At 69.9% G+C, this 22,677-nt stretch carries 19 protein-coding genes; 13 read left to right on the forward strand and 6 right to left on the reverse strand.

Features of this window, described 5'->3' with window-relative positions; translation table 11 throughout:
* Positions 1–401 precede the first annotated feature (401 nt).
* Positions 402–770: a VOC family protein gene (locus tag C469_RS07550; RefSeq protein ID WP_008005314.1), complete on the reverse strand. Its 369-nt coding sequence runs from the start codon at positions 768–770 to the stop codon at positions 402–404.
* A 113-nt stretch (positions 771–883) separates the two neighbouring features.
* On the opposite strand from C469_RS07550, the gene C469_RS07555 reads away from it, so the two are divergent.
* Positions 884–3,985, forward strand: a complete 3,102-nt coding sequence (locus C469_RS07555) for an FAD-binding and (Fe-S)-binding domain-containing protein (protein ID WP_049911133.1) — start codon at positions 884–886, stop codon at positions 3,983–3,985.
* Between the two features lie 114 nt (positions 3,986–4,099).
* On the opposite strand, the gene C469_RS07560 is transcribed toward C469_RS07555, so the two are convergent.
* Positions 4,100–5,842, reverse strand: coding sequence for an L-lactate permease (locus C469_RS07560; protein WP_008005318.1), 1,743 nt, complete (start codon positions 5,840–5,842; stop codon positions 4,100–4,102).
* 310 nt (positions 5,843–6,152) lie between these two features.
* Here C469_RS07560 and C469_RS07565 point away from each other — a divergent pair, with 310 nt between their 5' ends.
* Entirely contained in the window at positions 6,153–7,253 is a 1,101-nt protein-coding gene (locus C469_RS07565; protein WP_008005320.1) for an ABC transporter ATP-binding protein, read from the forward strand.
* Positions 7,250–8,101 (forward strand): ABC transporter permease, encoded by an 852-nt coding sequence (locus tag C469_RS07570; RefSeq protein ID WP_008005322.1) that lies wholly within the window; start codon positions 7,250–7,252, stop codon positions 8,099–8,101. The genes C469_RS07565 and C469_RS07570 overlap by 4 nt, the downstream gene beginning before the upstream one ends.
* A gap of 9 nt (positions 8,102–8,110) precedes the next feature.
* On the opposite strand, the gene C469_RS07575 is transcribed toward C469_RS07570, so the two are convergent.
* Positions 8,111–8,560 (reverse strand): acyl-CoA thioesterase, encoded by a 450-nt coding sequence (locus C469_RS07575; protein ID WP_008005324.1) that lies wholly within the window; start codon positions 8,558–8,560, stop codon positions 8,111–8,113.
* A gap of 165 nt (positions 8,561–8,725) precedes the next feature.
* Between C469_RS07575 and C469_RS07580 the strand changes: the two genes are divergently transcribed.
* The 5 genes from C469_RS07580 to C469_RS07595 all read left to right on the forward strand — a co-directional run bounded on the left by C469_RS07580 (position 8,726) and on the right by C469_RS07595 (position 13,554).
* Positions 8,726–8,908 (forward strand): HVO_0416 family zinc finger protein, encoded by a 183-nt coding sequence (locus tag C469_RS07580; RefSeq protein ID WP_049911135.1) that lies wholly within the window; start codon positions 8,726–8,728, stop codon positions 8,906–8,908.
* A gap of 87 nt (positions 8,909–8,995) precedes the next feature.
* Entirely contained in the window at positions 8,996–9,154 is a 159-nt protein-coding gene (locus C469_RS17175; protein WP_008002314.1) for a DUF7563 family protein, read from the forward strand.
* Positions 9,155–9,283: 129 nt separating this feature from the next.
* On the forward strand, positions 9,284–11,128 hold the full coding sequence (locus tag C469_RS07585; protein WP_008005336.1) for a UvrD-helicase domain-containing protein: 1,845 nt from the start codon (positions 9,284–9,286) through the stop codon (positions 11,126–11,128).
* Positions 11,125–12,465, forward strand: coding sequence for a M24 family metallopeptidase (locus C469_RS07590; RefSeq protein WP_008005337.1), 1,341 nt, complete (start codon positions 11,125–11,127; stop codon positions 12,463–12,465). The genes C469_RS07585 and C469_RS07590 overlap by 4 nt, the downstream gene beginning before the upstream one ends.
* Before the next feature lie 72 nt (positions 12,466–12,537).
* Positions 12,538–13,554, forward strand: coding sequence for a BGTF surface domain-containing protein (locus C469_RS07595; RefSeq protein WP_008005338.1), 1,017 nt, complete (start codon positions 12,538–12,540; stop codon positions 13,552–13,554).
* A 15-nt stretch (positions 13,555–13,569) separates the two neighbouring features.
* Here C469_RS07595 and C469_RS07600 read toward each other — a convergent pair whose 3' ends face one another.
* On the reverse strand, positions 13,570–13,842 hold the full coding sequence (locus tag C469_RS07600) for a DUF7533 family protein (protein WP_008005339.1): 273 nt from the start codon (positions 13,840–13,842) through the stop codon (positions 13,570–13,572).
* Positions 13,843–14,017: 175 nt separating this feature from the next.
* On the opposite strand from C469_RS07600, the gene C469_RS07605 reads away from it, so the two are divergent.
* Positions 14,018–14,620 carry a riboflavin synthase gene (locus C469_RS07605; RefSeq protein ID WP_008005340.1) on the forward strand — a complete coding sequence of 201 codons (603 nt, stop codon included), beginning with the start codon at positions 14,018–14,020 and terminating at the stop codon, positions 14,618–14,620.
* Positions 14,621–15,578: 958 nt separating this feature from the next.
* Here the strand turns inward: C469_RS07605 and C469_RS07610 are convergent.
* Positions 15,579–16,286, reverse strand: coding sequence for a phosphoglycerol geranylgeranyltransferase (locus C469_RS07610; RefSeq protein WP_008005341.1), 708 nt, complete (start codon positions 16,284–16,286; stop codon positions 15,579–15,581).
* 75 nt (positions 16,287–16,361) lie between these two features.
* Positions 16,362–17,441 carry a tubulin/FtsZ family protein gene (locus tag C469_RS07615; RefSeq protein ID WP_008005342.1) on the reverse strand — a complete coding sequence of 360 codons (1,080 nt, stop codon included), beginning with the start codon at positions 17,439–17,441 and terminating at the stop codon, positions 16,362–16,364.
* A gap of 75 nt (positions 17,442–17,516) precedes the next feature.
* Between C469_RS07615 and C469_RS07620 the strand changes: the two genes are divergently transcribed.
* From C469_RS07620 to C469_RS07635, 4 genes are read left to right on the forward strand one after another with little or no spacing between them, the layout of a single operon-like run.
* Positions 17,517–18,299, forward strand: coding sequence for a DUF7310 family coiled-coil domain-containing protein (locus tag C469_RS07620; RefSeq protein ID WP_008005343.1), 783 nt, complete (start codon positions 17,517–17,519; stop codon positions 18,297–18,299).
* A 27-nt stretch (positions 18,300–18,326) separates the two neighbouring features.
* Positions 18,327–18,797 (forward strand): DUF7311 family protein, encoded by a 471-nt coding sequence (locus tag C469_RS07625; protein WP_008005344.1) that lies wholly within the window; start codon positions 18,327–18,329, stop codon positions 18,795–18,797.
* 33 nt (positions 18,798–18,830) lie between these two features.
* Positions 18,831–20,807: an ATPase, T2SS/T4P/T4SS family gene (locus C469_RS07630; protein ID WP_008005345.1), complete on the forward strand. Its 1,977-nt coding sequence runs from the start codon at positions 18,831–18,833 to the stop codon at positions 20,805–20,807.
* Entirely contained in the window at positions 20,804–22,621 is a 1,818-nt protein-coding gene (locus C469_RS07635; protein ID WP_049911138.1) for a hypothetical protein, read from the forward strand. The genes C469_RS07630 and C469_RS07635 overlap by 4 nt, the downstream gene beginning before the upstream one ends.
* The last annotated feature ends 56 nt before the right edge of the window (positions 22,622–22,677 follow it).

Raw genomic sequence — 22,677 nt, forward strand, 5'->3', positions numbered from 1 at the left:
GAGGCCGGCCGACGAGGCTGGGGAGGCGTGAGGTGCGGTTGCGGTCCCGCGAACGCAGTGAGCGGGAGCACGGAAGTCGCAGCCCGCGCAGCGAAGCGAGCAGGAACGTCTTCCGGTGGTGCTGTGAGGGGAGGGACTCAAAGGGGCAGTCGCGAGGGCGCCGCAGGCGACGCTAGCACTGGAGGGAGCGAGCAACGCGAGCGACTGAAGCGCACAGCGAGCGTGCGGCGGCCTCGTGGCTGGGGCTTTGGAGGTGTTCACCGCCGACCCGCGATCGACTGCTTAGAAGCGAGCGGCTGGGGCTTTCGAAGGAGTTCACCGCGCCGTCGACGGCGTATGTACGGCCGCCTGCAACGCTCCGGGTTCAGTGAGAAACGCGCTCCCCCGATCACCGACCCGATTTATAAGGGTTCGATCAGTTCGACGGCGTGTCCGTCGGGGTCCTTCACGAACGCGGTGCGCGCGCCGGCCTCCGGCTGGTCGCCCGGCTCCTTCACGACGCCGTGGTGGTCGATCGCCTCGAACGTCGCGTCGACGTCGTCGACGCCGACGGCGACGTGGTCGTAGCGGTCGCCGTCGTCGCTCGGCTCCTCGCCCTCGGTGTCGGACAGCTGGAACTCGACGCCGGCGTCGTCGGCGACGTACACGTTGCGCGTGTCGCCGTCGGCGGTCGTGAACTCCCAGGAGCGCTCGAACCCGAGCTGCTCGACGTACCAGTCGGCGGTGCGGTCGGCGTCGGCCACGTTGAGACACGCGTGGAGTATCTCCATGGAGTCGGGGTGTCGCGGCGGGATAATAAATCCCGGCGAGCGGGCGGCTCGCGGTCGCCCGCGGAACTGTCATGAACAAAGGTTTTATTCGGTGTTCTCCCCCGGGTATTAGCATGGCAAGCGAGCCCACGCGGGGAGGGAACACGCCCGACTTGGACACGTCGGCGGCCGCGCTCGGCCACGACCGACCGGACGTGCCCGCCTATCGGGCGCTCGCGGAGGACCTCCGCGAGCGCGTCGCCGGCGAGGTCCAGTTCGACGAGTACGCGCAGGTGCTGTACGCGACCGACGGCAGCATCTATCAGGCGCGGCCGGCCGGCGTCGTGACGCCGCGCTCGGTCGAGGACGTGCAGGCGACGATGCGGGTCGCGGCCGACCACGAGGTCCCCGTCATCCCGCGAGGCGCCGGCTCCTCGCTGGGCGGGCAGACCGTCGGCCCGGGCTGTGTCGTCCTCGACTTCTCGACGCACATGGACGATATCGTGGAGGTCCGCCCCGACGACCGCCGGGCCGTGGTCCAGCCCGGGGTCGTCCAGGACCACCTCGACGACCGGCTGGCCGAGGACGGGCTGAAGTTCGCGCCCGACCCGGCCTCCTCGGCGCGCGCGACCGTCGTCGGCGGCATCGGCAACAACTCCACCGGCGCGCACTCGGTGCGGTACGGGATCACCGACGCGTACACCGAGGAGCTGACGGTCGTGCTCGCGGACGGGTCGCTCATCGAGACCCGCGAGGTCGTCCTCGACTCGCCGGAGTACGAGGCGATCGTCGACGGCGACGACCGGGAGGCCGCGCTGTACGAGACCACCCGCGCGCTCGTCGAGGACAACCGGGAAGCGATCGACGAGAAGTACCCGAACCTCAAGCGCTCCGTCTCCGGGTACAACCTCCACAAGGTGATCTACGAGAACGACGCGGGCGAGGAGGTGATCAACCTCTCGAAGCTGTTCGTCGGCGCCGAGGGGACGCTCGGCACGATCGTCGAGGCCGAGGTGTCGCTCGTCACCCGTCCCGAGGAGACGGCGCTCGCGCTGTACACCTTCGACTCGCTGGTCGACGCGATGAAGGCGGTCCCCGAGGCGCTGGAGTTCCCGGTGAGCGCGGTCGAGCTGATGGACGACGAGGTGTTCTCGCTCGCCGCGGGCTCACAGGAGTTCGCGCAGTACGCCGAGCCGATCCCGGACCGAGCCACCGCGGCGCTCATGCTGGAGTGGGACTCCGAGCTCGTCGACGACTTCGAGGCGGCGATCGCCGACACGAACGCGCACTTCGTCGACGAGGGCGACGCCTTCGACGTGTTGGAAGCGTACACCGACGAGGACCAGGAGGACCTCTGGAAGCTCCGGAAGGCGGCCATCCCCCTGCTGATGAGCATGCAGGGCGACCCGAAGCCGTACCCGTTCATCGAGGACGCGACGGTGCCGCCGGAGGAGCTCGCGGAGTACGTCGGGCAGTTCGAGGACGTGCTCACCGACCACGACACCTCGGCGGCGTACTTCGCGCACGCCGGGTCCGGCACCCTCCACATCCGCCCCATCCTCTCGCTGAAGGAGGAGGAGGGCGTCGAGAAGATGCACTCCATCTCCGAGGACGTCACCGACCTCGTCTTGGAACACCACGGCGCCTTCTCCGGGGAGCACGGCGACGGCCTCGCGCGCACCGAGTTCAACCCGAAGATGTACGGCGAGGCCCTCTGGAGCGCGTTCCAGGAGCTCAAGTCGACGTTCGACCCCGAGTGGCGGATGAACCCCGGGAAGGTGGTGTACGTCGACGGCGACACCGCCGCCGAGCGGGGCTACCCCGACAGCGCCGCCGACACCGACATGCGTGAAAACCTCAGGTACGGCCCCACGTACCAATCGATCGAGCCGCAGACCGAGCTCGACTTCTCCGACGAGGGCGGCTTCTCGCACCTCGTCGAGCTGTGTAACGGCTGCGGCACCTGCCGGGAGACCGACTCCGGCGTGATGTGCCCGACCTACCGCGCCTCCGAGGAGGAGATCCAGGCCACCCGCGGCCGCGCGAACATGCTCCGGGCGGCCATCAGCGGGGAGCTCGACGAGGACGAGATCCACTCCGACCGGTTCCAGGAGGAGGTGCTCGGGCTCTGCGTCGGCTGTAAAGGCTGTAAGAGTGACTGTCCGACCGGCGTCGACCTCGCGAAGCTCAAGGCCGAGGTGAAACACGATCACCACGAGAAGGAGGGGTCCGGCTTCCGCGAGCGGATCTTCCGCGACATCGACCGCTTCTCGGCGCTCGGGAGCGCGCTCGCGCCGGTGTCGAACGCGGCGACGAAGATCCCCGGCGCCCGCGCCGTGATGGACGCGGTCGCGGGGATCGCCCCGGACCGGGAGCTGCCGACGTTCCGCTCCGAGAGCTTCGAGGAGTGGTTCGCGTCTCGCGGCGGCTCGACCGTCGACCCCGGCGAGGCGGTCGACACGGTCGCGCTGTTCCCCGACACGTACACCAACTACAGCTACCCGGCCGCGGGCAAGGCCGCGGTCGAAGTGCTGGAGGCGGCGGGCGTCCGCGTGGAGGTGCCGGACGACCTCGCTGCGTCGGGCCGCGCGGCGTTCTCGACCGGCTTCCTCGACGAGGCCCGCGAGCGCGCCGAGGCCAACGTCGCTGCGCTCGCGCCCCGCGTCCGCGACGGGCAGTCGGTCGTCTTCGTCGAGCCCTCGGACGCGGTGATGTTCCAGGACGAGTACCTCGACCTGCTCGACGGCGAGGCGGTCGAGGCCGTCTCGGCCGCCGCGTACGGCGTCCTGGAGTACCTCGACGCCGGCCGCGTCGACGAGCGGTTGGCGTTCGACGCGCCGAGCGAGTCGCTCACCTACCACGGCCACTGCAACCAGAAGGCGACGAACAAGGACCACCACGCGGTCGGCGTGCTCCGCCGCGCCGGCTACGACGTGGACCCGCTCGACTCCTCCTGCTGCGGGATGGCGGGCTCGTTCGGCTACGAGTCGGAGCACTACGACCTCTCGAAGGCCATCGGCCGGATCCTCTTCGACCAGGTCGACGAGAGCGACGGCGAGACGGTGACCGCTCCGGGCGCCTCCTGCCGCTCGCAGCTCGGCGACCGCGACGCCGACGCCGAGAACCCGCCACACCCGATCGAGAAGGTCGCCGAGGCGGTGACCGGTCCGGCCCCCGACGCCGTCGCCGACGCGGGCGCCGCCGGCGCGACGAGCCCGTCGCCGGCCGGCGACTGAGGCCGCTCGCCGACCGCACCGCTTTTTGATTCCGTACTCTCGTCGGTCCGGGATGCCGCTGCTCGCGATCGCTTTTATAAATAAAAGAGCCGCACCGCCGCACTGGTCCCGCGTTCAGAACACGTTGGGGAACAGCACGTAGCTGAAGAGCAGACACAGCAGCCCGACGCCCGTCGCGTAGTACAGCAGCGGGATCATGTTCAGCCGCATCACCCGCCCCTCCTGCCCGAGGAGGCCGACCGTCGCCAGCGCGGCGACGAGGTTGTGGATCGCGACGAGGTTCCCGATGGCGCCGCCGACGGCCTGCGCGCCGACGATGATCGTCCGCGGGAGCCCGAGCTGCGTCGCCGCCTCGAACTGGAACGCGCCGAACGTGATGTTCGAGACGGTGTTCGACCCGGCCATCGCGGCGCCGAGCGCGCCGATGAGCGACGCGAACGCCGGGTAGGCGGGACCGAGGATGTCGGCGGTCGTCTGCGCGAGCAGGACGATCATGCTGCCGACCTCGGGCGCGCCCGGATGCGCGCCGGACTGGAGCATCACCTGCACCATCGCGATGACGAACACCAAAGCGATGAACGGCGAGACGATCTTCCGAGCGGCCTCCTTCCAGGCGTCACCGACTTCCTGACCGGACATACCGAAGATCGGGATCGCGAGCACGGCGCTCACGAGCAGCCAGAAGCCCGGCACGTTCATCCACGCGACGGCCCCGCCGAGGCTGGTCCCGAATATCTGGTCGACGGTGACGACGAAGCTGTCCCGGTTGATGAAATTCGAGATCGGATCGACTGCGCGCGTCACGACCAGCAGGACCACGAGCAGGACGTACGGCGACCACGCCTTCAGCAGCGACATGTCCTCGCCGCCGCTGAGGTCGGCCGCCTCGGCCTCGGGGCTGTCGGCGCCGCCGCCGTTCGACTGTCCCGGCTCGATCGAGCCGACCCAGTGGTCGGCCCACCGCTCCCGCTCCGGGAACTCCCACTCGTCGTCGGGCAGGAGGTATCCCGCGCGCAGGATGCTCAAGACGATCGCACCGCCGACCATCGACCCGATGAGCGACGGGAACTCCGCCGTGAGGAACCACGCCGAGATCCAGTAGGGGACCGCGAAGGCGATCCCCGAGACCAGACACAGCGGCGCGACCTCCCAGGCCGGCGCCAGCGAGCGGTCGTCCGGGTCGCCGAAGAAGTAGACGACCATCCCGACCGCGAACAGCGGCATCACGAATCCGACCAAGGCGTGATACGTCGCCGCCCACGCCGCCACCTCGACCGAGAACTCGCGGACGGTCATCCCGCCCTCCTCGATCGCGGTGCGGGTGAACTCGACGCTCTCCATCGGACTCTGGATCCCGACCACGATCGGCGTCCCCACCGCGCCGTACGTGACGGCGATGATGTGTCCGATGATCCCGGCGACGACCGCCGCGAGCGCCGGGAAGCCGAGACCCAACAGGAGCGGCGCGACGACCGCCGCGGGCGTCCCGAAGCCGGCAGCGCCCTCGATGAACGTCGCCATGAAGAAGGCGATCAACACGATCTGCACGCGCCGGTCGTCGCTGACCGTCGCGAACCCGCGGTTGATCCGGTCGAACGCGCCGGCCTCCATCAGGGTGTACAGGAGTACGAGCGCGCCGAAGACGATCCACAGGATCTCGATCGCGGTCAGCACTCCGACGCCGGACGCCGCGAACAACCAGTTCGCCGGCATGTTCCACGCGAAGTACCCGACCGCCAGGGCCGCGACCCACGCCACCGGCATGGCGCGCGTCGCCGGCCAGAGGAACCCGACCAGCAGGATCCCCGCGAGAAGCAGAGGGATCGCGGCCACGGCGACGTCGATTCCGGTCGTCATGGATTCCCTCCTCGGCCGCTCTCATTCACTCGATTCCGTCGACGACTCATGTGACAATTTACCACCCACATACGACGCGAGGTACATCACATTCATTAATTATAAAAGATGAGTTTTCGGACCACTGGAAGCGGGCGGTTCACCCCCGCTCGCGTCGCGAAAATTACGGTTACCGATTTCTTTATTATCTGTCTTTTTGATATGAGCACTCTTCTGCCGCCAGCACCGTCCGCGGCGAACCGGTCGAGGGACGCGTCCGTGGGGGACTGCCGGACGCGGATATATCCGGGCTCGGCACGTATCGACCCCAATGGCACGCAGTGCGGCGAGCGAACGCGGCGGTCCCCGCGAGCGCGACGCTTCCGAGCGCGACAATTCCGAGCACGACGCCTCAGAGCACGATGCCTCCGAGCGCGACGGATCGCGGCGCGCCGATCCGGCCGAGTCGCCTCCGGCGGCCCTGGAGATCGACGGCGTCTCGAAGCGATTCGGCGACGGCGACGAGTCGGTGCTCGCGGTCGACGACGTGACCCTGACCGTCGATCGGGGGTCGGTCGTCGGGCTGCTCGGGCCGAACGGCGCCGGCAAGACGACGCTCATCAAGTGCGCGCTGGGGATCGTTCTCCCCGACGCGGGGTCAGTCCGGGTGTTCGGGACGGACGTGGGCGACGGGAGACGGGCCGCGTACGCCGACGTGGACGCGATGTTGGAGGGCGCGCGAAATGACTACTGGCGGCTCACGGTCCGCGAGAACCTCCGGTACTTCGCGACGATCAGCGGCGTCGACCCGGACTCGGTGGCGAGCCGCCACGACCGGCTGCTCGACCGACTCGACCTCGCCGACAAGGCGGACACGCCGGTCCGAGACCTCTCGCGCGGCATGAAACAGAAGGTGTCGCTGGCGAGCGTGCTCGCGGGCGGCGCGGAGCTGGTCTTCCTCGACGAGCCGACGCTCGGGCTCGACGTCGAGAGCGCGCGGACGCTCCGGGCGGAGCTGCGCCGGCTCGCGGCCGAGGAGGGGCTCACGATCGTCGTCAGCAGCCACGACATGACGACGATCGAGGCGGTGTGCGACCGCGTCGTGATGATGGCGAACGGGCGGATCGTCGCGGACGACACCGTCGAGGCGCTGCTCGGCGGGGCCGACCGCGACGTCGTCCGCGTGGCGAGCCCGGACCTCGACGACGCGGTCGTCGCGGGGCTCCGAGAGCGGTTCGAGGTCGTCGGCTTCGACCCCGACGCGCGCCCGCCCGCCGTGGAGGTCGTGGCCGGGGGCGACCGGCTGTACGACCTGACGGACGCGCTGCGTGAGGCCGGCGTCACGCCCGCTGCGGTCCGGACGCTTCAGCCCGACCTGGAGGACGTGTTCCTCGACCGCACCGGCACCGCTCCCGGGGGCGAGTCGCGGTGAGCGCCGCCGAGCGCGGGGAGAGAGACGGCGAGCGCCGCCGCGACGGCGACCACCCCGCCGAAGACGAGCCACGACCGGCCACCTACTACCACCTGGCGCGGGCGGTGCTCTACCGCGAGTACCTGATCTTCGTGCGGTATCCGGCCAACGCGATCGGGGGGATCGTGGTCTCGCTGTTCTTCTTCGCCGCGCTGTTCTTCGGCGGGCGACTCCTCGCGGGACAGGCCCTGACGGACTCGATCGAGGGGATCGTCGTCGGCTACTTCCTGTGGACGCTGTCGGTGGGCGCGTACTCGTCGGTGTCGAACGATATCGGCAGCGAGGTGCAGTGGGGGACCTTGGAGCGACACATCACCACTCCCTTCGGCTTCGCGCCGGTCGCGCTGTTGAAGGGCGTCGCCAAGGTGGTCCGGACGTTCCTCACGAGCGCGGTCATCCTCGCGGTGATGCTCCTCGTCACGGGGACGCGGCTCAGCCTCGCGCCGGTGACGGTGGTCGCCGTCGCGGGGCTCGCGATCACCTCGGTGCTCGGACTGGGATTCGCCGCGGGCGGGGTCACGGTCCTCTACAAGCGGATCGGCAACTGGCTGAACCTGCTGCAGTTCGGCTTCGTCGCGCTGATCTCGGCGCCCGTCTTCGACCTGCCGTGGACGCGCGTCCTCCCGCTTGCGCACGGCAGCGCCATGCTCCAGCGCGCGATGGTCGACGGGGTCCGACTCTGGGAGTTCCCGCTCGCCGACCTGGCGCTGCTCGTCGCCGTCGCCGTCGGCTACCTGTTCGGCGGCTACCTCGTCTTCCACTACGCGACGCGGCGGGCGCGCCGGCTCGGTGTCCTGGGGGACTACTGAGCCCCCGCGTCACCGGCCCTCGTCCGGTTCGGCCGCGAGCGCGGCGTCGCGGAGCTCGCGGCAGCGGTCTCCCTCCACCGTCAGCTCAGGAACCGGCGTCGGCTTCCCGTCGGCGTCGACAGCGACGAAGACGAAGTACGACTCCGTCGTCAGCTCGCGCTCGCCCGTTCGCGGCGACTCGCGGTACGCGCGGATCCGCGTGCGGAGGCTGGTTCGCCCGACCGCGTACACGTACGACTCGACGATGCAGGTGTCGCCCTGCGGCACCGGTCGCTTGAAGTCGAGCCCGTTGATCTTGGCCGTGACGCAGGTCTCGCCGGCGGCGCGCATCGCCGACATCGCGCCGATCTCGTCCATCCACTTGACGACGTTGCCCCCGTGGGCCGACTCGTAGTTGTTGGTGTGGGTCGGCTGGACCCGCTGGCGGTTCTCGATGTAGGTCTCGCTGACGGTCGGCATGCCGGACCCCACACGTCCGGCGGAGAAAGGGGCGTCGACAGAGGCGGGTGGTCTCGGATCGGTTCGGACAGTTCGATCGGTGAAACCCGATCGTTCGTTGTCGTTTTCGCAGGGTGAGAGAGTCACAACAAGATATTTATACTCGCGTGGCATTCACTAGCACGCATGTCTAGTAGTGCACCCAGCGCGGACGACGACGTGTTCGACGAGTTCCTGTCCGACCGCGGCCACGAGACGGAGATCGTACGCTGGGAGCGATCGTATAACAAGCTCCAGTGTCCGGAGTGCGGTGCGCTACACCCCGAGGGAACCGCGCGGTGTGACGTCTGCGACTGGCGCCCGACCTAACCCGACGGCGTCGTACGGCGGATGAGCGGTTTTCTTTCGACCGGAGTCGGCGGCAGTATTATGTGGTATCAATCGATAGTTGCGATCATGCCGACCTGCCAGAACTGCGGTTCGTTCGTCACGACCGACTACGTTCGGGTGTTCACGCCGAACGAGGTCGATCGTCCCCGCGTCTGCCCCGCCTGCGAGGACCTCGTCCGCGACGGCGCCGACGTGCGCGAAGCGCGGGCGACGAGAAGCAACTGAGCGCGGCGCCAACCCGACAGTGACCATGTCGACGACCCGACTGCGGAGACGGAAACGCCCCGACGCGGCGTTCGCTCGGGGACGGCCCGAGCCACCGCGTTTAAGAAGAGTGGGGAACAGGAGTAGACAATGACCGATCCCACGGTGACGCGACTGTTCGGCGGTCCGGGCAGCGGGAAGACCACGGCGCTCCTGGACCGCGTCGAGGGGATCCTCGACGACGGGGACGCCGACGTTCGCGACGTGCTCGTCGTCTCGTACACGCGGGCGGCCGCCGCCGAGATCCGCGAGCGACTCGCCGAGCGCCTCGACATCTCCCCGCGAAGCCTCCAGGGGAACGTCTGTACCATGCACGCGAAAGCGTACGAGCTGCTCGACCTGTCGCGCGGCGACGTGGTCGGCGAGGACGACAAGGAGGCGTTCTGCGAGGAGTACGGCGTCGAGTTCGAGGACCAGCACGGCGGCGCCGGCCGCCGGACCGCGCGGTCGACGACGATCGGCAACAAGATCATCGCCACCTCGCAGTGGCTCCAGCGCACCGAGCGCGACGTGGCCGACTGGTACGACGTGCCCTTCCAGTGGAACGTCGAGGAGGTCCGGCTTCCGCCCGAGGAGGACCCCAACGCCCAGGAGGGGAACAAGTACACCCCGACGTGGCCCTCCGACGACGAACGGATCGACATCCCCGAGACGATCCGCGCGTGGCGCGGCTACAAGGGCGACCACGACCTCGTCGGCTTCGCGGACATGCTCGAACGCGTCGCGCAGCGCTCGCTCGTCCCGAACGTCGACTACCTGATCATCGACGAGTTCCAGGACATCACGACGCTGCAGTACAACGTCTTCGAGGAGTGGCGCCCGCACATGCGGAAGGTGCTCATCGCCGGCGACGACGACCAGGTCGTCTACGCGTGGCAGGGCGCCGACCCCGACCTCCTCCTCGACACCGAGGTCGACGAGGACGTGGTCCTCCCGAACTCCTACCGGCTCCCCTCCGAGATCCTCAACGTCGTCAACGCCGAGATCCGCCACATCGACAAGCGACAGGAGAAGGACCTCCACCCGCGCAAGGAGGGCGGCACCGTCGAGGCGATCGAGTCGCCGTCGATGCTCGAACTGGTGCGGAACGTCCGGTACACCGTCGACGACGACGAAGGCAGCGTGATGTGTCTGTTCCGCGCGCGCTACCAGATGTTCGACTTTATCGACGAGTTCATCGACCACGGGATCCCGTTCACGATGCTGACCGACGGCCGGATGTGGACGGACCGGGTGCGGGACTACGTCAGCGCCATCGAGAAGTCCGACGCGGGCGATCCCGTGAACGGGCTCGAGGCCCGGCGGCTCGCCGACATGCTGCAGGACTCGGCGTTCGGCACCCACGACCGCGACGAGTTCTACGACTTCCTCGACGACCGCGAGGAGGCGGCCGACGCCGACGACATCGCCCAGATCGAGGTGATACCCGACGAGCTCGACGAGTTCATCCCCTTTATGCCGGACAGCTCGAGCGCCGACGACATGGTCCGGAAGGTGACGAGCTTCCAGCGGAAGTCGATGGGCGCGTACTTCGACGGCGACTACGAGGGGATGGACCCGACCCGCGTCCGCGTCGGCACCATCCACTCCGCGAAGGGCCGCGAGGCCGACCACGTGTTCGTCGCGACCGACCTCACCGAGAAGGTGGTCGAGCAGATGGCCGCCTCCATCGACGACCCGACCGACGTGGACGGCGTCGAGGAGTTCACGAAGACCACGAGCCCGGTCCCCGTCCTCACCGACAACGAGCGCCGCGTGTTCTACGTCGGGATGTCCCGCGCCCGCGAGCGGCTCGTGATCATGGAGAGCCTCATCAGCGGGGCGCCGACGCTCCCGATCAGCGTCCTGCTCTTCAACGAGCTCCGCGACGAGCCCGCACAGGAGCTCATCGAGGAGGTGCAGGCGGAGCTGGCCGTTCCCGAACCCGAGCCGTGAGCGGCGGGAGCGACGCCGCCGAGTCGCGCGACCGTTCCCCGCTGCGTACCGACCTCACACCGATCGTCGACGCGGTCGCGGACGCTGACGCCGACGCCTTCGTCGCGGTCGGCGACCGGTTCGACGACGACCTCCGGTATCTCACGCGCTTCGCCGGACCGGACCGACCGTCCGCGCTGGTGGTCGTTCCGGTCGACGGCGCCGCGGACCGCGCCGTCTGCTGTGCCCCCTCGCTGTTCCGCGAACAGGCCGAACGGGAGTTCGTCGCGAGCGCGCGCGAGCGAGGCAGCGACGGTCGCGCCGACAGGTTCCACGACGGCGTCGCCCGCGAGGTGCGCACCGAGCGCGTCGGCGACCACGCGGGCGAGCGCGCCGCGGGACTCGTGCGTGACCTGATCGGCGCCGGCGACGACGGACCGGAGACCGAATCCGACGGCGACCGCACCCTCCTCGTTCCCCCGTCGATCCCGCACGACGCGGCGGTGTACCTCGAACGCGCCGGGAACGCGCTCGCGTCGACCGATGCGGTCGCGACCGCTCGGGCGCGGAAGACCGACGCCGAGCTCGACCGACTGCGCAGCGTCCAGCGCGCGGCGACCGCGGGGATGGCGCGCGCCGAGACCGTGTTGGCCGAGAGCGAGGTCGGCGATTCGGCCGACGAGAGCGTGGGAGAAGCCCGAACCGAGGACCGCCGCAGGCCGCCCCTGCGCTGGGAGGGCGCCCCCCTGACGACCGAGCGGCTCCGCCGCGAGGTGAACGCGGTCCTCGCCGCTCGCGGCGTCCGCGACGCCGGCGACACCGCGATCGGTGCCGGCCCGTCCGCCGCGGACCTCCACTTCGTCGGCGACGACCCGATACGGCCGGGCGAAACGGTGCTGATCGACGTCTCCCCGCGCGGCCCCGACGGCTACCGCGGCGACCTGGCTCGGACGTTCGTCGTCGACGGCGACGGCGGCTGGGAGCGGCGGGCGTACCTCGCGGTCGAGTCGGCCCGCGAGGTCGCGCTCGGCGAGATCGAGCCGGGCGCGACCGCCGCGAGCGTCCACGGCGAGGCGGCCGCCGAGCTCGGCGCGTACGGGTTCGACCCGAACGCGGGGGAGGGGGAGGCGGGGTTCACCCACGACACCGGTCACGGCGTGGGCGTGAGCCTCCACGAGTCGCCGTCGCTGTCGAGCGGAACGGAACTGCGGCCGGGCCACGTCGTCGCGGTCGAGCCCGGCGTCTACGACCCGGACGTGGGCGGCGTCCGGCTGGAGGACGTCGTCGTCGTCACCGAGGACGGGTGCGAGCTACTCGCGGAGTACTCGTTCGGGATCGTGCCGCGAGAGCGCGAGTGACCGGCAGATAGCTACGACCGCTCTTTGCGCTACCGAGGGGCATTTTTGAGCGGCCGCCGAAGGCCGATCTGCATGCGATCCGATCCCTCCACTGCGGTCGGCGATAGCGACGAGCGCGAACCGATCGGACCTATCGTAACGAAGAGACACCCGGCCGCCGCCGCGCTCCTCGTGGCCGCGACGGCGGTCCTCGGCGTCTCGGTCTCCGGGATCGCTCTCGTCGGAACCGGTACCGTCGCCGCCCACGGGAGCGCCGAGTTCGACACGGGACTCAGCAAGGTGAACGAGAACGGAACCGCCGTGATCGTCGTCGAGAGCAACTCAATCGACGCGTTCGAGGTCACCGTCGGCGACGAGGATGAGGTCGGATATGAGTTCCGCGCGACGGTGACGCCGGCAGCGGACGGGGTCACGTCACTCGTCTTCGACCACTCGGAGGCCGGCGGGGACGGCAAAACGGTGACCGCCCAGGGCGACGGCGCGATCAAGATCGACTACGAGACGTCCCTCGACGACACGGTCGCCCCCGGCGACTACGACGTGGGGCTGTTCGTCGGCGGCGGCGAACCGACCGACGTCAGTACTCTGGTCGTCGAGGACGGAGATGACGACGATACCGGGAGCGACGGCGACGCGACCGACGGAAGCGGTGCAGACGAGGGATCGGTCGAGCCCGCCACCGTCACCGAGGCCGACGTCGAAGACGCCGACCTCGTCGTCGAGCCGGCAGAGACCGAAGTACGCGTTCCGGTGGAACTCGACGACGGCGAGGAGGTGACTCTCCGGATCCGCTCAATCGGGGACGCGAGTCCGGCCTTCCTCATGACGGAAGAAGCGACCGTCGAGGACGGGTCGGCGAGCGCGGCCTTCGATCTGAGCCGGGCGACCCACGGGGACCGCGCGACGCTGACCGTCCGCGGGAACGAAGCCCTTGACGAGCCGGTCGACCGCGAGGTGCTCGTCGTCGACGAGGAGGTCGGCGTCGAGGAGAGCGACGGCGTTCTCAACGTCGAGACGCCCGGGTTCGGAATCGTCGCCGGTGGGCTCGCGGTTCTCATCGCCGCACTCGCTGTCCGGCAGCGAGAGTGACGAGGCCGAACCAGGTTATTTCTCGATCGAATCTTCTTCGGAACCGACGGCAGCGTCGTCCTCTCCTCGGAGCTGCCGAGGGAGGAGCCCCGAAATAAGCCCGCGGAGGATCCGCCCCGGATCGAGGAAGTACTGCGGGAGCACGACCATCGCGATGGCGACGACGAGCAGTCCGGCGCCGAGCGCGACCTCGCCGGCGACCAGCCGGATGACGGCGTAGTTCGCGAGCGGCAGCGCGAACACGAGCGACGCCGCCAGTCCGATCATATCCATCAGCCCGAGATTCATCGGACTCGGGTTGGCGCCCGGCGTTCAAAAGGGGCGCGGCAGCGATTCGGCAGCAACGAGGCGACGGCGACGACGCGGGGCGGCCGCGACGACGCGACGGCGACGCCCCAGCGCGATCGGTCGAAACCCCGCCCGAACACCGAACCGATATGTGTCGCGCGCGCCCAGTTCCGGTATGTTCACCGGCATCGTCGAGGACACCGGGACCGTCCGCGAGCGGACCGAGACCGAGGACGGACTCCGGCTGCGGATCGCCGTCGACGGGTTCGACGACCTCCACCACGGCCAGTCGATCAGCGTCAGCGGCGTCTGTCTCACGGTCGAGGAGTACGACGATGACGACGCCGAGGACTGGTTCGAGGTGTTCCTCGCGAGCGAGACCGTCGCGAAGACGTACCTCGGCGACATCCGCGAGGGAGATCCGGTCAACGTCGAGCGCGCGATGCCCGCCGACGGGCGGTTCGACGGCCACGTCGTGCAGGGCCACGTCGACACCGTCACCGAGGTGACGGCGATAGAGCGCGTCGGCGAGGACTGGCGGTTCACCTTCTCGATCCCCGAGGGCCACGAGGACTACCTCGTCGACAAGGGGTCGGTGACGCTCGACGGCATCTCGCTGACGGTCGCCGAGAAGCGAGGCGAGGAGTTCGACGTCGCGATCATCCCGACGACCTACGAGCTGACGACCCTCTCGGAGAAGGCGGTCGGGGACCCGGTCCACCTCGAAGTGGACGTGATCGCGAAGTACGTCGAGAACATGATCGACGGGTACGCCTGAGGGCTGTTGCGGCGAGGCGTCGAATCGAAGTGCTTGGTTTTCGGCGTTGTGACTCCGGAGACGAGACGACGAATACCGTTTTAAATTACGGCCGCTCGCTCATAAACAGTCGCCGACGAATCGACCAAGAACACCGCCAAAGCCCAGTCACTCTTTTATAAATAATCGACCGATATCGGTGGTGAACACCACCAAATTTCCAGTCACTCACTTATAAATAGCCAAATTCGGATCGACGGAGAACACCACCAAAGCCCCAGCCGCGAGAGCTCGGTGCGCTCGCTGCGGTCCTCGGCGCTCACTCCGTTCGCGCCTGCGGTCCTTGCGTCGCGCGCCGTCGCCCTCGCGGCTGCCCCTTTGAGTCCCGCACCGCACGGCAACCGCACCTCACACCTCCCCAGCCTCGTCGGTGGTCCTCCGCTTCGCTCCGGACCACCGACTCCCTCGCGCGGTGCTGTTCGCGCCCGCTGGACGCTCACAGGCACGCGCCGGCCACATCACCGATCCACCTCTAGCGGGTTATTTGTCTCCTGTCCTGAGTCGATCGCGAACGAGTCAGATGAATTGACATCCTCTCCGCCCTGAAGGGCGAAGATTCCCACGGCACCGCACCGCTGGGTTGGGATGGTTACGGTTTGTAGCTGCCTTGATGACGGCTACTGGCTGTGTCAATCAGCCGTTACTCCTATCCCGCCATGGGATTCGGAGGTACTTCTTACTGTACCCGAACACTACAACAGAAAGGGTGCTTTCTGTGTGTGATCGGGAATCCCGATATTGTCCGATTAGGCGGGCGGATAGACCGCCTCGGCTAGCTTTCAGTAGGACAACTGCTTACTTAAAACATCCGGACAGGAGTTCGTGTTTAGTGTAGAGAACTGTCGGATTCATCCCCGCGCTGAAGCGCGAGGCTTTCTCCTCGATTCTCCGTAAGCGAGTAAACCCAATAAAAAAGCGCTCAGTCGTCGTGCGCGTCCTTCGCGCCCTTCACCGTCTCGCGGACCGCGTCGACGCCCTCGTCGTGGAGCAGGTCGCCGACGACGATCACGTCGCTGTGGGCGGCCATCTCGTTGGCCGACTCGTAGCCGTGGATCCCCCCGCCGTAGAAGAGGGTGGCCTCGTCGAGCGCGTCGTGGGCGGCCGCGACCTTCTCCGTGTCGCCAAAGGTGCCCGAGTACTCGACGTAGACGATCTCCTGGCCGAACATGCGCTCGGCCACCTTCGCGTAGGCCTCCACGTCGTCCGCGCTGAGGTCGCAGTCGGCCTCGGTCAGCTGGGCGACCGACGCCTCGGGATTCATCACGATGTACGCCTCGGTGTGCGTCCGGCCCCAGTCGAGGTCGTCGATGCGGACCCACTCCTTGTGCGCGCCGGTGATCCAAAACGGGCCGCCGGCGTTGAACACGGTCGGGATCAGGTAGCCGTCGAGGGCGGGCGAGTCGATGACGACGCCCGGGTTCGACGGCTCCTGATAGAGCGGCACGTCGTACTCGGCGGCAGCGTCGACGACGCGGCTCATCTTCTCCGCGGTGACGTCGAGGGTCCCCCCGATCTCGATCGCGTCGGTCCCGGTCCGGCAGACGTCCTCGAAGGTGTCGTCCCCGTACAGCTCCTTGTCCGGGTCGACCTTCAGCACGTGGTCCCAGTCGTCCCACGGGTTGTTCATCGGAAGCGACTCCACCGGGCGGAACCAAAAAGGTGCGGAAGCTGTCTCGCCAGTGCGCGGACTCGCCCGCGGAGACTACAGCAAGTCGTCGAGCTCGTCGTTCCGGAACGCGTCGGCGGGGTCGGGCTGTTCCTCCGGCTCGTCCCGAATTGCCTGTCGCGCGCGTTCGAGGAACTCCTCGACGCGGCGCGAGCGCTCGACGCCACCGAGGAGGACCAACGCGGCCACCCGGTCGGAGTCCAGCGGGAAGTCGCCGCCGCGCACTTGCATCGATCCGGTCTCCTCCTGGAGCCACTTGCGCGCCTTCTCCGCGCCCTTCCGAGAGATCCGGTCGGGATCGCCCGCGATGGCGACGAGGGCGGCGTCCGCGTCGGTCGCGTTCGGGAGCGACATCCCCGTCATCACCGCGCTCCGGACCGCGCTCATCACGGTCGTGATGTTCTCTTCGGCGTCTTCGGCGGCGGGCGCGGACGCGAACCCGACCGCGGCCATCCCGCCGGCGCGCAGCGTGTTGATCACCTCGCTCGTGTCGACGACCGACTCCGCGACGCCCTCGACCGACTCGCCGGCCGCGAGCAGGAGCCCGACGCGCTTGGCCATCGAGGCGTTGATCGCGGCGTAGCCTCCCTCGACCGACTCGCCCGAGGAGCGCCACGCGTCGTTGTCGAGCAGGATCGTCGCGTCCGCCTCGCGGACGAGCGTCTTCAGCGACCGGCCGGCGTTCACCTGATACATCGCCCCCTCGTCGCGGCCGGGGAGGACGCCGAGCGCGTACACCGGCACGTCATACACGCGGCTCAGCTCGCGGACGAGCACCGGCGCGCCGCCCGATCCGGTGCCGCCGCCGAGCCCCGCGACCACGAACAGCGCCTCCGCGTCTGCGGTCACCTTCGGCGCGAGCGCGTCCAGCACCTCGACGGCGTCCTCCTGCATCACCTCGGCGCCGAGCTCGTTGTCGCCGCCGACACCGTGTCCGTTCACCCGAGACTGACCGACGAGGACCGTGTCGAGCGGGAGGGGCTCTAGGTCGGCCGACGCGGTGTTCACCGCGAGCGCGTCGAGCACCGCGCCGTAGCCGGCGTCGGCGTCGAACTCGGCGAGCGCGGTCGCGAGCTTCCCGCCCGCCTGTCCGACGCCGAGGAGGACCGCTTTCATGATCGTAAGCTAACCGATCCCGGGGTAATACCTTTTCCCCCATATTTAAATACGGAACCGCGGCCAGTCGGCGGCGTGACCGACGACACTCACGACCGCGACCGGCCGGTCGGCGACGGCGGAGAGCCAGCGGAGACCACGGGTGACGGGCGTCCGGGACAGCCTCCCTCGTTCGAGCGAGCCGACCGTACGCCGGCCGGGACGGCCGGGACGGCCGGCTCGACGCGATCGAAGGCGGCGCGTTCGACCGCCACCGGCCCGGTCGAATCACCGACCGGAGACCCGAACACCGGTCCGAGCGCCGGACCGAACGGTGACCGGGTCGAAGAGCGGCTCCGTGCGGTCGAACGGGCGCTCACCGGGACCGACGATGCCGTCGCCGACATCGGCGACGAGGCGGCCGCCAGCGCGGAGCGGGAGGAGCTGTCGACGCGGCTCGACGACCTCGAAGCGCGCGTCGAGGAGCTGGAGGCGGCGACGCAGGCGATCAGGGGATACGTCGGATCGATCCGGTCCGTGAACCAAGCGGTCGAGCGCCGCGCCGACCTCGCGCTCGCCAGGGCGAGCGAAGGCGCTCGGCAGACGGCCAGAGACGGTCGACAGGCTACCGAAGACGGCCGACAAACGGCCGGAGACGGAGGGGAAATCGCGGACCGCGACGCGGCCGACGACGGTGTGCTCGACGGCGGCGTTCCGAGCGAGGCCGCCCTCGACGCCGCCGTTCCGGCGGCAGAACGCCGGAAAAACGGAACGGGAGCGGCGACCGAGCCGGCGGGTGGGCGCGCGGAAACGGACGACGAGAAGGCGGACGACTCGTGGCGCGCCGGCGCGCTGGATCGGCTCCGTGAGTCCTTGTAATCCGCGTCGCGCCGCGGGGACGGGCGGGTGATCCGCGTCGTCCTCACGGTCCTCGTCGCCGTCGCGCTCCTTTCGGTCTCGATGCCGGCGCTGGAGGACGCCCGCGTCGGTACGACCGACGAGCGGCTCGGGACCGAGTCTGACCGGATCGAGCGGGCGATCGGCGCGCTCTCATCCGGCTCGAGGAGCGTCTCGGACCCGTCGCTCGCCGCCCGGACGACAATAACCGTTCGTTCCCCGAGCGGCCTCACGGCCGCGCGGATCGACCGGCTCGCGATCGTCGAACCGGAGCGGTCGAGAAACGGGCCTGGCGCCGCGCTCCGGTATCGGATCCGCGGCGGTCGCGACCGGACCGTCTCGATCGTCCCGGACGCGGCGACCGCGACCGTCGAGGTCGTCGACGGACCGATCCCGCTCCGAACGCGCGGCGAGAGCCGTCTGGGCCTCCGTCTCGTCGACGACGCCGGCCCGACCGTCGAGATCGCGCGGGTCGGATGAAGGTTTATAACTGATACCGCGGCCACGCCCGCCATGAGCTTCGATCTCCCCTCGCTGTCGTCGCTCGGGGGCGACGGCGCGCCGCTGCGATCGCTCCCGTGGCTCGACGGGGACGCGGACGGCTGTCGATGCGACCCGTCGTTCAGAGAGCCGGTCGGAACCGGCGTCGACGACCGCATGGTCCTCGCGGTGGACGCCGCCGACTGTCCCGGGCGCGGTGACCTCGCCGCGAGCCCCGCCTGTCTCGCGACGGTTGTCGAGGCGCTGACGGAGCGCGACGCCGACGTGGTCCGGACGCGCCACGCGGGTCGAGAGCGGACCTACGCCGGGCGGGCCGCTGCGTGCCTGATCGCCGCCGGACGGTTTCGCGAGCGGGTCGAGTTCCACGAGACGCGGCTCGCGGAGCGCGTGACTCGGGAACCGATCACGGCGGCGCGGGAGGCGAGCGGTCGCGAGGGACCGCCGAAGCGGATCGCCGCGGAGACCGGACTGGCCGAGACCGTCGCGGACGCGGAGGAGACCGGCGACGTGTTGCGAGCGCACGCCGGGCCGACGATCGCGGCCACGCGCGTCGCGTCTGCACCGCCGCCGGATGCAGCGCTCGTCGACCAGTGGGAGGTCGACACCGGCGCGACCGTGCGGCTGTACGACGGAGTGGGGCCGCTGCGGACGTACCACCTCACACCGCCGTCTTCGCGGCTCGACGACGGGGCCGTCGAGCGACTCGCCGCCGCCAAAGACCGGCTGATCGACGATCCGACCGGGGGCGACAGGGCGCCGGGGCGGGCGGTCCGAGCGGTCGCGACGACCGACGACCCGGTCTCGACGCTCGTCGACGTGCTTCGACGGCACACACGCGGATACGGCGCGTTCGAACACGTGTTCGCCGACGACCGCGTGAGCGACGCGACGCTGTCGGCGCCCGTCGCAGAGAACCCGCTCCGGGTCGTCGTCGACGGGGAACGCTGTCGCACGAACGTCAGGCTACCACCCGAGGGCGCGGCGACGCTGGCGTCCCGGCTCCGGCGAACGAGCGGCCGGGGGTTCTCCCGCGCGAGTCCCACGCTCGACGCGACGATCGAAACCGAAGCCGGTCGGGTTCGGGTCGCGGCGACGACGGACCCCGCCAGTGACGGTCTCTCCTTCACGTTCCGCCGCGGTGACCCGGAGGCCTGGACCCTCGCGCGGCTCGTGGACGTCAAGACGATCACGCCGGCGGCCGCCGGGCTCCTTTCGGTGGCCGTCGAGCGAGGTGTGACCGGACTGGTCGCCGGCGGCCGCGGCGCGGGAAAAACGACGGCGCTCGGGTCGCTCCTCTGGGAGCTGCCGGCCGAGACCCGGTCGATCCTGATCGAGGACACGCCGGAGCTGCCCGTGGACGCGGTGACCGCCGCCGGGCGTGACACCCAGCGGCTCCGGGTCGGCGACGGCGCAGAGCCGTCGCCGAGCGAGGCGGTGCGGACCGCGCTCCGGCTTGGCGGCGGCGCGATCGTCGTCGGGGAGGTCCGCGGCGAGGAGGCCGCGGCGCTGTACGAGGCGATGCGCGTCGGGGCGGCCGGCGAGGCGGTCCTCGGGACGATCCACGGCGAAGATCCCGACGCGGTCCGGGAGCGGGTCGTCACCGATCTCGGCGTCTCACCCTCCTCGTTCGCCGTGACCGACCTGATCGTCGTGCTCGACGACCACCGCGTCGAGACGATCGCCGAGGTCGTCGGCCACGATGACGGATGCGCGTTCGAGCCGCTGTTCGAGCGAACCGGAGCGGGACTGGTCTCCTCCGGCCGAATCGATCGCGGCGAGAGTCGGATCGTCGAGTCGCTCTCGGAGACCGGCGAATCGTACGCATCCGTGCGAGATGCCATCGATCGCCGGGGCGAACGGATCGGTGAGGCGGCGAGGACCGGGCGGACCGCGCCGGAACGGTACGTCGACACTTCGGTCGACGTACCGGGGAGGAACGAGGAGGACCGGCTGGCCACGAGCGAGAGGTTCGGCGGTGGTGAGCGATGACCGGTCCGGACGGCGCTCTGACTGAGCGCCCACGACGCGGTGCAGTAGGTGACGACGAGGGATCGGCGGAGCTCCGTCGAGCTATCGCGTTCCTCGGATGGGACGCGACGAGCGCGGAGGTGATCGAAACGGGGTATCGAGCCGGGGTGGGTGTCGGACTGGTCTGCGCCGTCGTCGTCGCGTTCGTCTCCGGACCGGTTCCGGGGCTGCTGTTCGGACTGACCGGCGGTCTGGGCGCCACGCACGCCGTCCATCGGGGACCCGTGTGGCTCGCGTCGCTCCGGCGGACGAGGGCCCTCGGAGCCGCGCCCGGACTCGTCGGACGGCTCGTGTTGCGGATGCGGTTGGACCCGTCGACGGAACGCGCCGTGCGGTTCGCCGCGCGGACCGGCGACGGACCGCTCGCCGACGACCTCGCGCGCCGCGAGCGAGCGAACGCCGACGGGCCGACCAGCGGACTCAGAGCGTTCGCCCGCGAGTGGCAGCCGTGGTTCCCGGCGATCGACCGGGCGGCGGCGCTCGTTCGCACGGCCGCGTCGGCGCCTCCCGAACGGCGGGGGCGGTGCCTGGACCGCGCGCTCGACGCGACGATCGCCGGAACGACCGACCGGCTCGCCGCCTTCGTCGGCGAGGTCCGCGGCCCCGTCTCGGCGCTGTACGCGTTCGGGGTGTTGCTCCCGCTCGCGCTCATTGCCCTCCTTCCGGCGGCTGCCGCGGCCGGCGTTCCGATCGGCCCGGGCCTCGTCGCGGCGCTGTACCTCGGCGTGCTACCGGCGGGACTGCTCGCGGCGTCGGCGTGGCTGCTCTCCCGTCGCCCGGTCGCGTTCGCGCCGCCGAGCATCGACGGAGATCATCCGGACGTTCCGGAAAGAGGAGCCCACGCCGCGGTCGCTGGGGTGGGAACCGGAGCCGTCGCCGCCGTCGTCGCGGCGCGGTTCGTCGCCGGATGGGCCGCGCCAGTCGCCGGGATCGGAGTCGGAGCCGGCGTCGCGCTATTCGTCGCCGTCCGCCGTCGCAGGGCGGTACTGTCGAACGTCCGCGCCGTCGAGCGCACCCTTCCGGACGCGATGACGGTGATCGGCGGCGACGTGGCCGAAGGGGTCGCCGTCGAGACCGCGATCGCGAACGCCGGCGAGCGGCTCGACGGCGCCACCGGTGATCTGTTCGAACTCGCCGGACGGCGGAGCGATACGCTTCGAGTCGGCGTCCGGGAGGCGTTCCTCGGCCGCGGCGGTCCGGCGGTTCCGGTTCCGTCACCGCGGGTACGAGGCGCGGTCGCACTGCTCTCCGTCGCCGCGCGGGAGGGTCGACCGGCGGGCGACGTGCTGCTCGAACTCGCCGACCAGCTGGAGGACCTCCGCGAGCTCGAGAGCGACGCGCGGCGACAGCTCGCGACCGTGACGGGGACCCTAACGAACACCGCGGCGGTGTTCGCGCCGCTCGTGGGCGGGGCGACCGTCGCGCTCGCGACCGGTATCGACGCGGTCGACGCCGGGGGAATCGGCGCGGGAGCGACGGCCGGAGCGGACGTGCTCGGCGGCGGTGCGGGCGGTGCAGGCGGTGTGAGTGGCGATCCGGTCGGAGCGAGCGGCGAATCGTCGCCGGGAGCGAAGGGCGGAGCGCTTTCGGTTCCGGTGCTCGGCCGGATCGTCGGCGCGTACGTGTTGGTCCTCGCGGCGCTGCTCACAGCGTTGGCGACCGGGCTCGAACGCGGGTTCGATCGGACGCTCGTCGCCTATCGGGTCGGGATCGCGTTGCCGACTGCGACCGCGACGTACCTCGTCGCTTTCCTCGGCGCCGGACTGCTGCTGTAGCGGGGCGAAGGAACTTTCGAGAGCGCATCGGAGCGACCATTTAAATACGAAAACGC

Origin of the sequence: Halorubrum lipolyticum DSM 21995 (assembly GCF_000337375.1) — an archaeon.
GTDB classification, from domain to species: domain Archaea; phylum Halobacteriota; class Halobacteria; order Halobacteriales; family Haloferacaceae; genus Halorubrum; species Halorubrum lipolyticum.

Bases quoted from the DNA above. Each gene is read 5' to 3' on its own strand.
- C469_RS07555 (WP_049911133.1), top strand. From the start codon at position 884: ATGGCAAGCGAGCCCACGCGGGGAGGGAACACGCCCGACTTGGACACG.
- C469_RS07615 (WP_008005342.1), bottom strand. From the start codon at position 17,441: ATGAAAGCGGTCCTCCTCGGCGTCGGACAGGCGGGCGGGAAGCTCGCG.
- C469_RS07595 (WP_008005338.1), top strand. From the start codon at position 12,538: ATGCGATCCGATCCCTCCACTGCGGTCGGCGATAGCGACGAGCGCGAA.
- C469_RS07605 (WP_008005340.1), top strand. From the start codon at position 14,018: ATGTTCACCGGCATCGTCGAGGACACCGGGACCGTCCGCGAGCGGACC.
- C469_RS07585 (WP_008005336.1), top strand. From the start codon at position 9,284: ATGACCGATCCCACGGTGACGCGACTGTTCGGCGGTCCGGGCAGCGGG.
- C469_RS07550 (WP_008005314.1), bottom strand. From the start codon at position 770: ATGGAGATACTCCACGCGTGTCTCAACGTGGCCGACGCCGACCGCACC.
- C469_RS07630 (WP_008005345.1), top strand. From the start codon at position 18,831: ATGAGCTTCGATCTCCCCTCGCTGTCGTCGCTCGGGGGCGACGGCGCG.
- C469_RS07600 (WP_008005339.1), bottom strand. From the start codon at position 13,842: ATGAATCTCGGGCTGATGGATATGATCGGACTGGCGGCGTCGCTCGTG.
- C469_RS07560 (WP_008005318.1), bottom strand. From the start codon at position 5,842: ATGACGACCGGAATCGACGTCGCCGTGGCCGCGATCCCTCTGCTTCTC.
- C469_RS07635 (WP_049911138.1), top strand. From the start codon at position 20,804: ATGACCGGTCCGGACGGCGCTCTGACTGAGCGCCCACGACGCGGTGCA.
- C469_RS07580 (WP_049911135.1), top strand. From the start codon at position 8,726: ATGTCTAGTAGTGCACCCAGCGCGGACGACGACGTGTTCGACGAGTTC.
- C469_RS17175 (WP_008002314.1), top strand. From the start codon at position 8,996: ATGCCGACCTGCCAGAACTGCGGTTCGTTCGTCACGACCGACTACGTT.
- C469_RS07610 (WP_008005341.1), bottom strand. From the start codon at position 16,286: ATGAACAACCCGTGGGACGACTGGGACCACGTGCTGAAGGTCGACCCG.
- C469_RS07565 (WP_008005320.1), top strand. From the start codon at position 6,153: ATGGCACGCAGTGCGGCGAGCGAACGCGGCGGTCCCCGCGAGCGCGAC.
- C469_RS07575 (WP_008005324.1), bottom strand. From the start codon at position 8,560: ATGCCGACCGTCAGCGAGACCTACATCGAGAACCGCCAGCGGGTCCAG.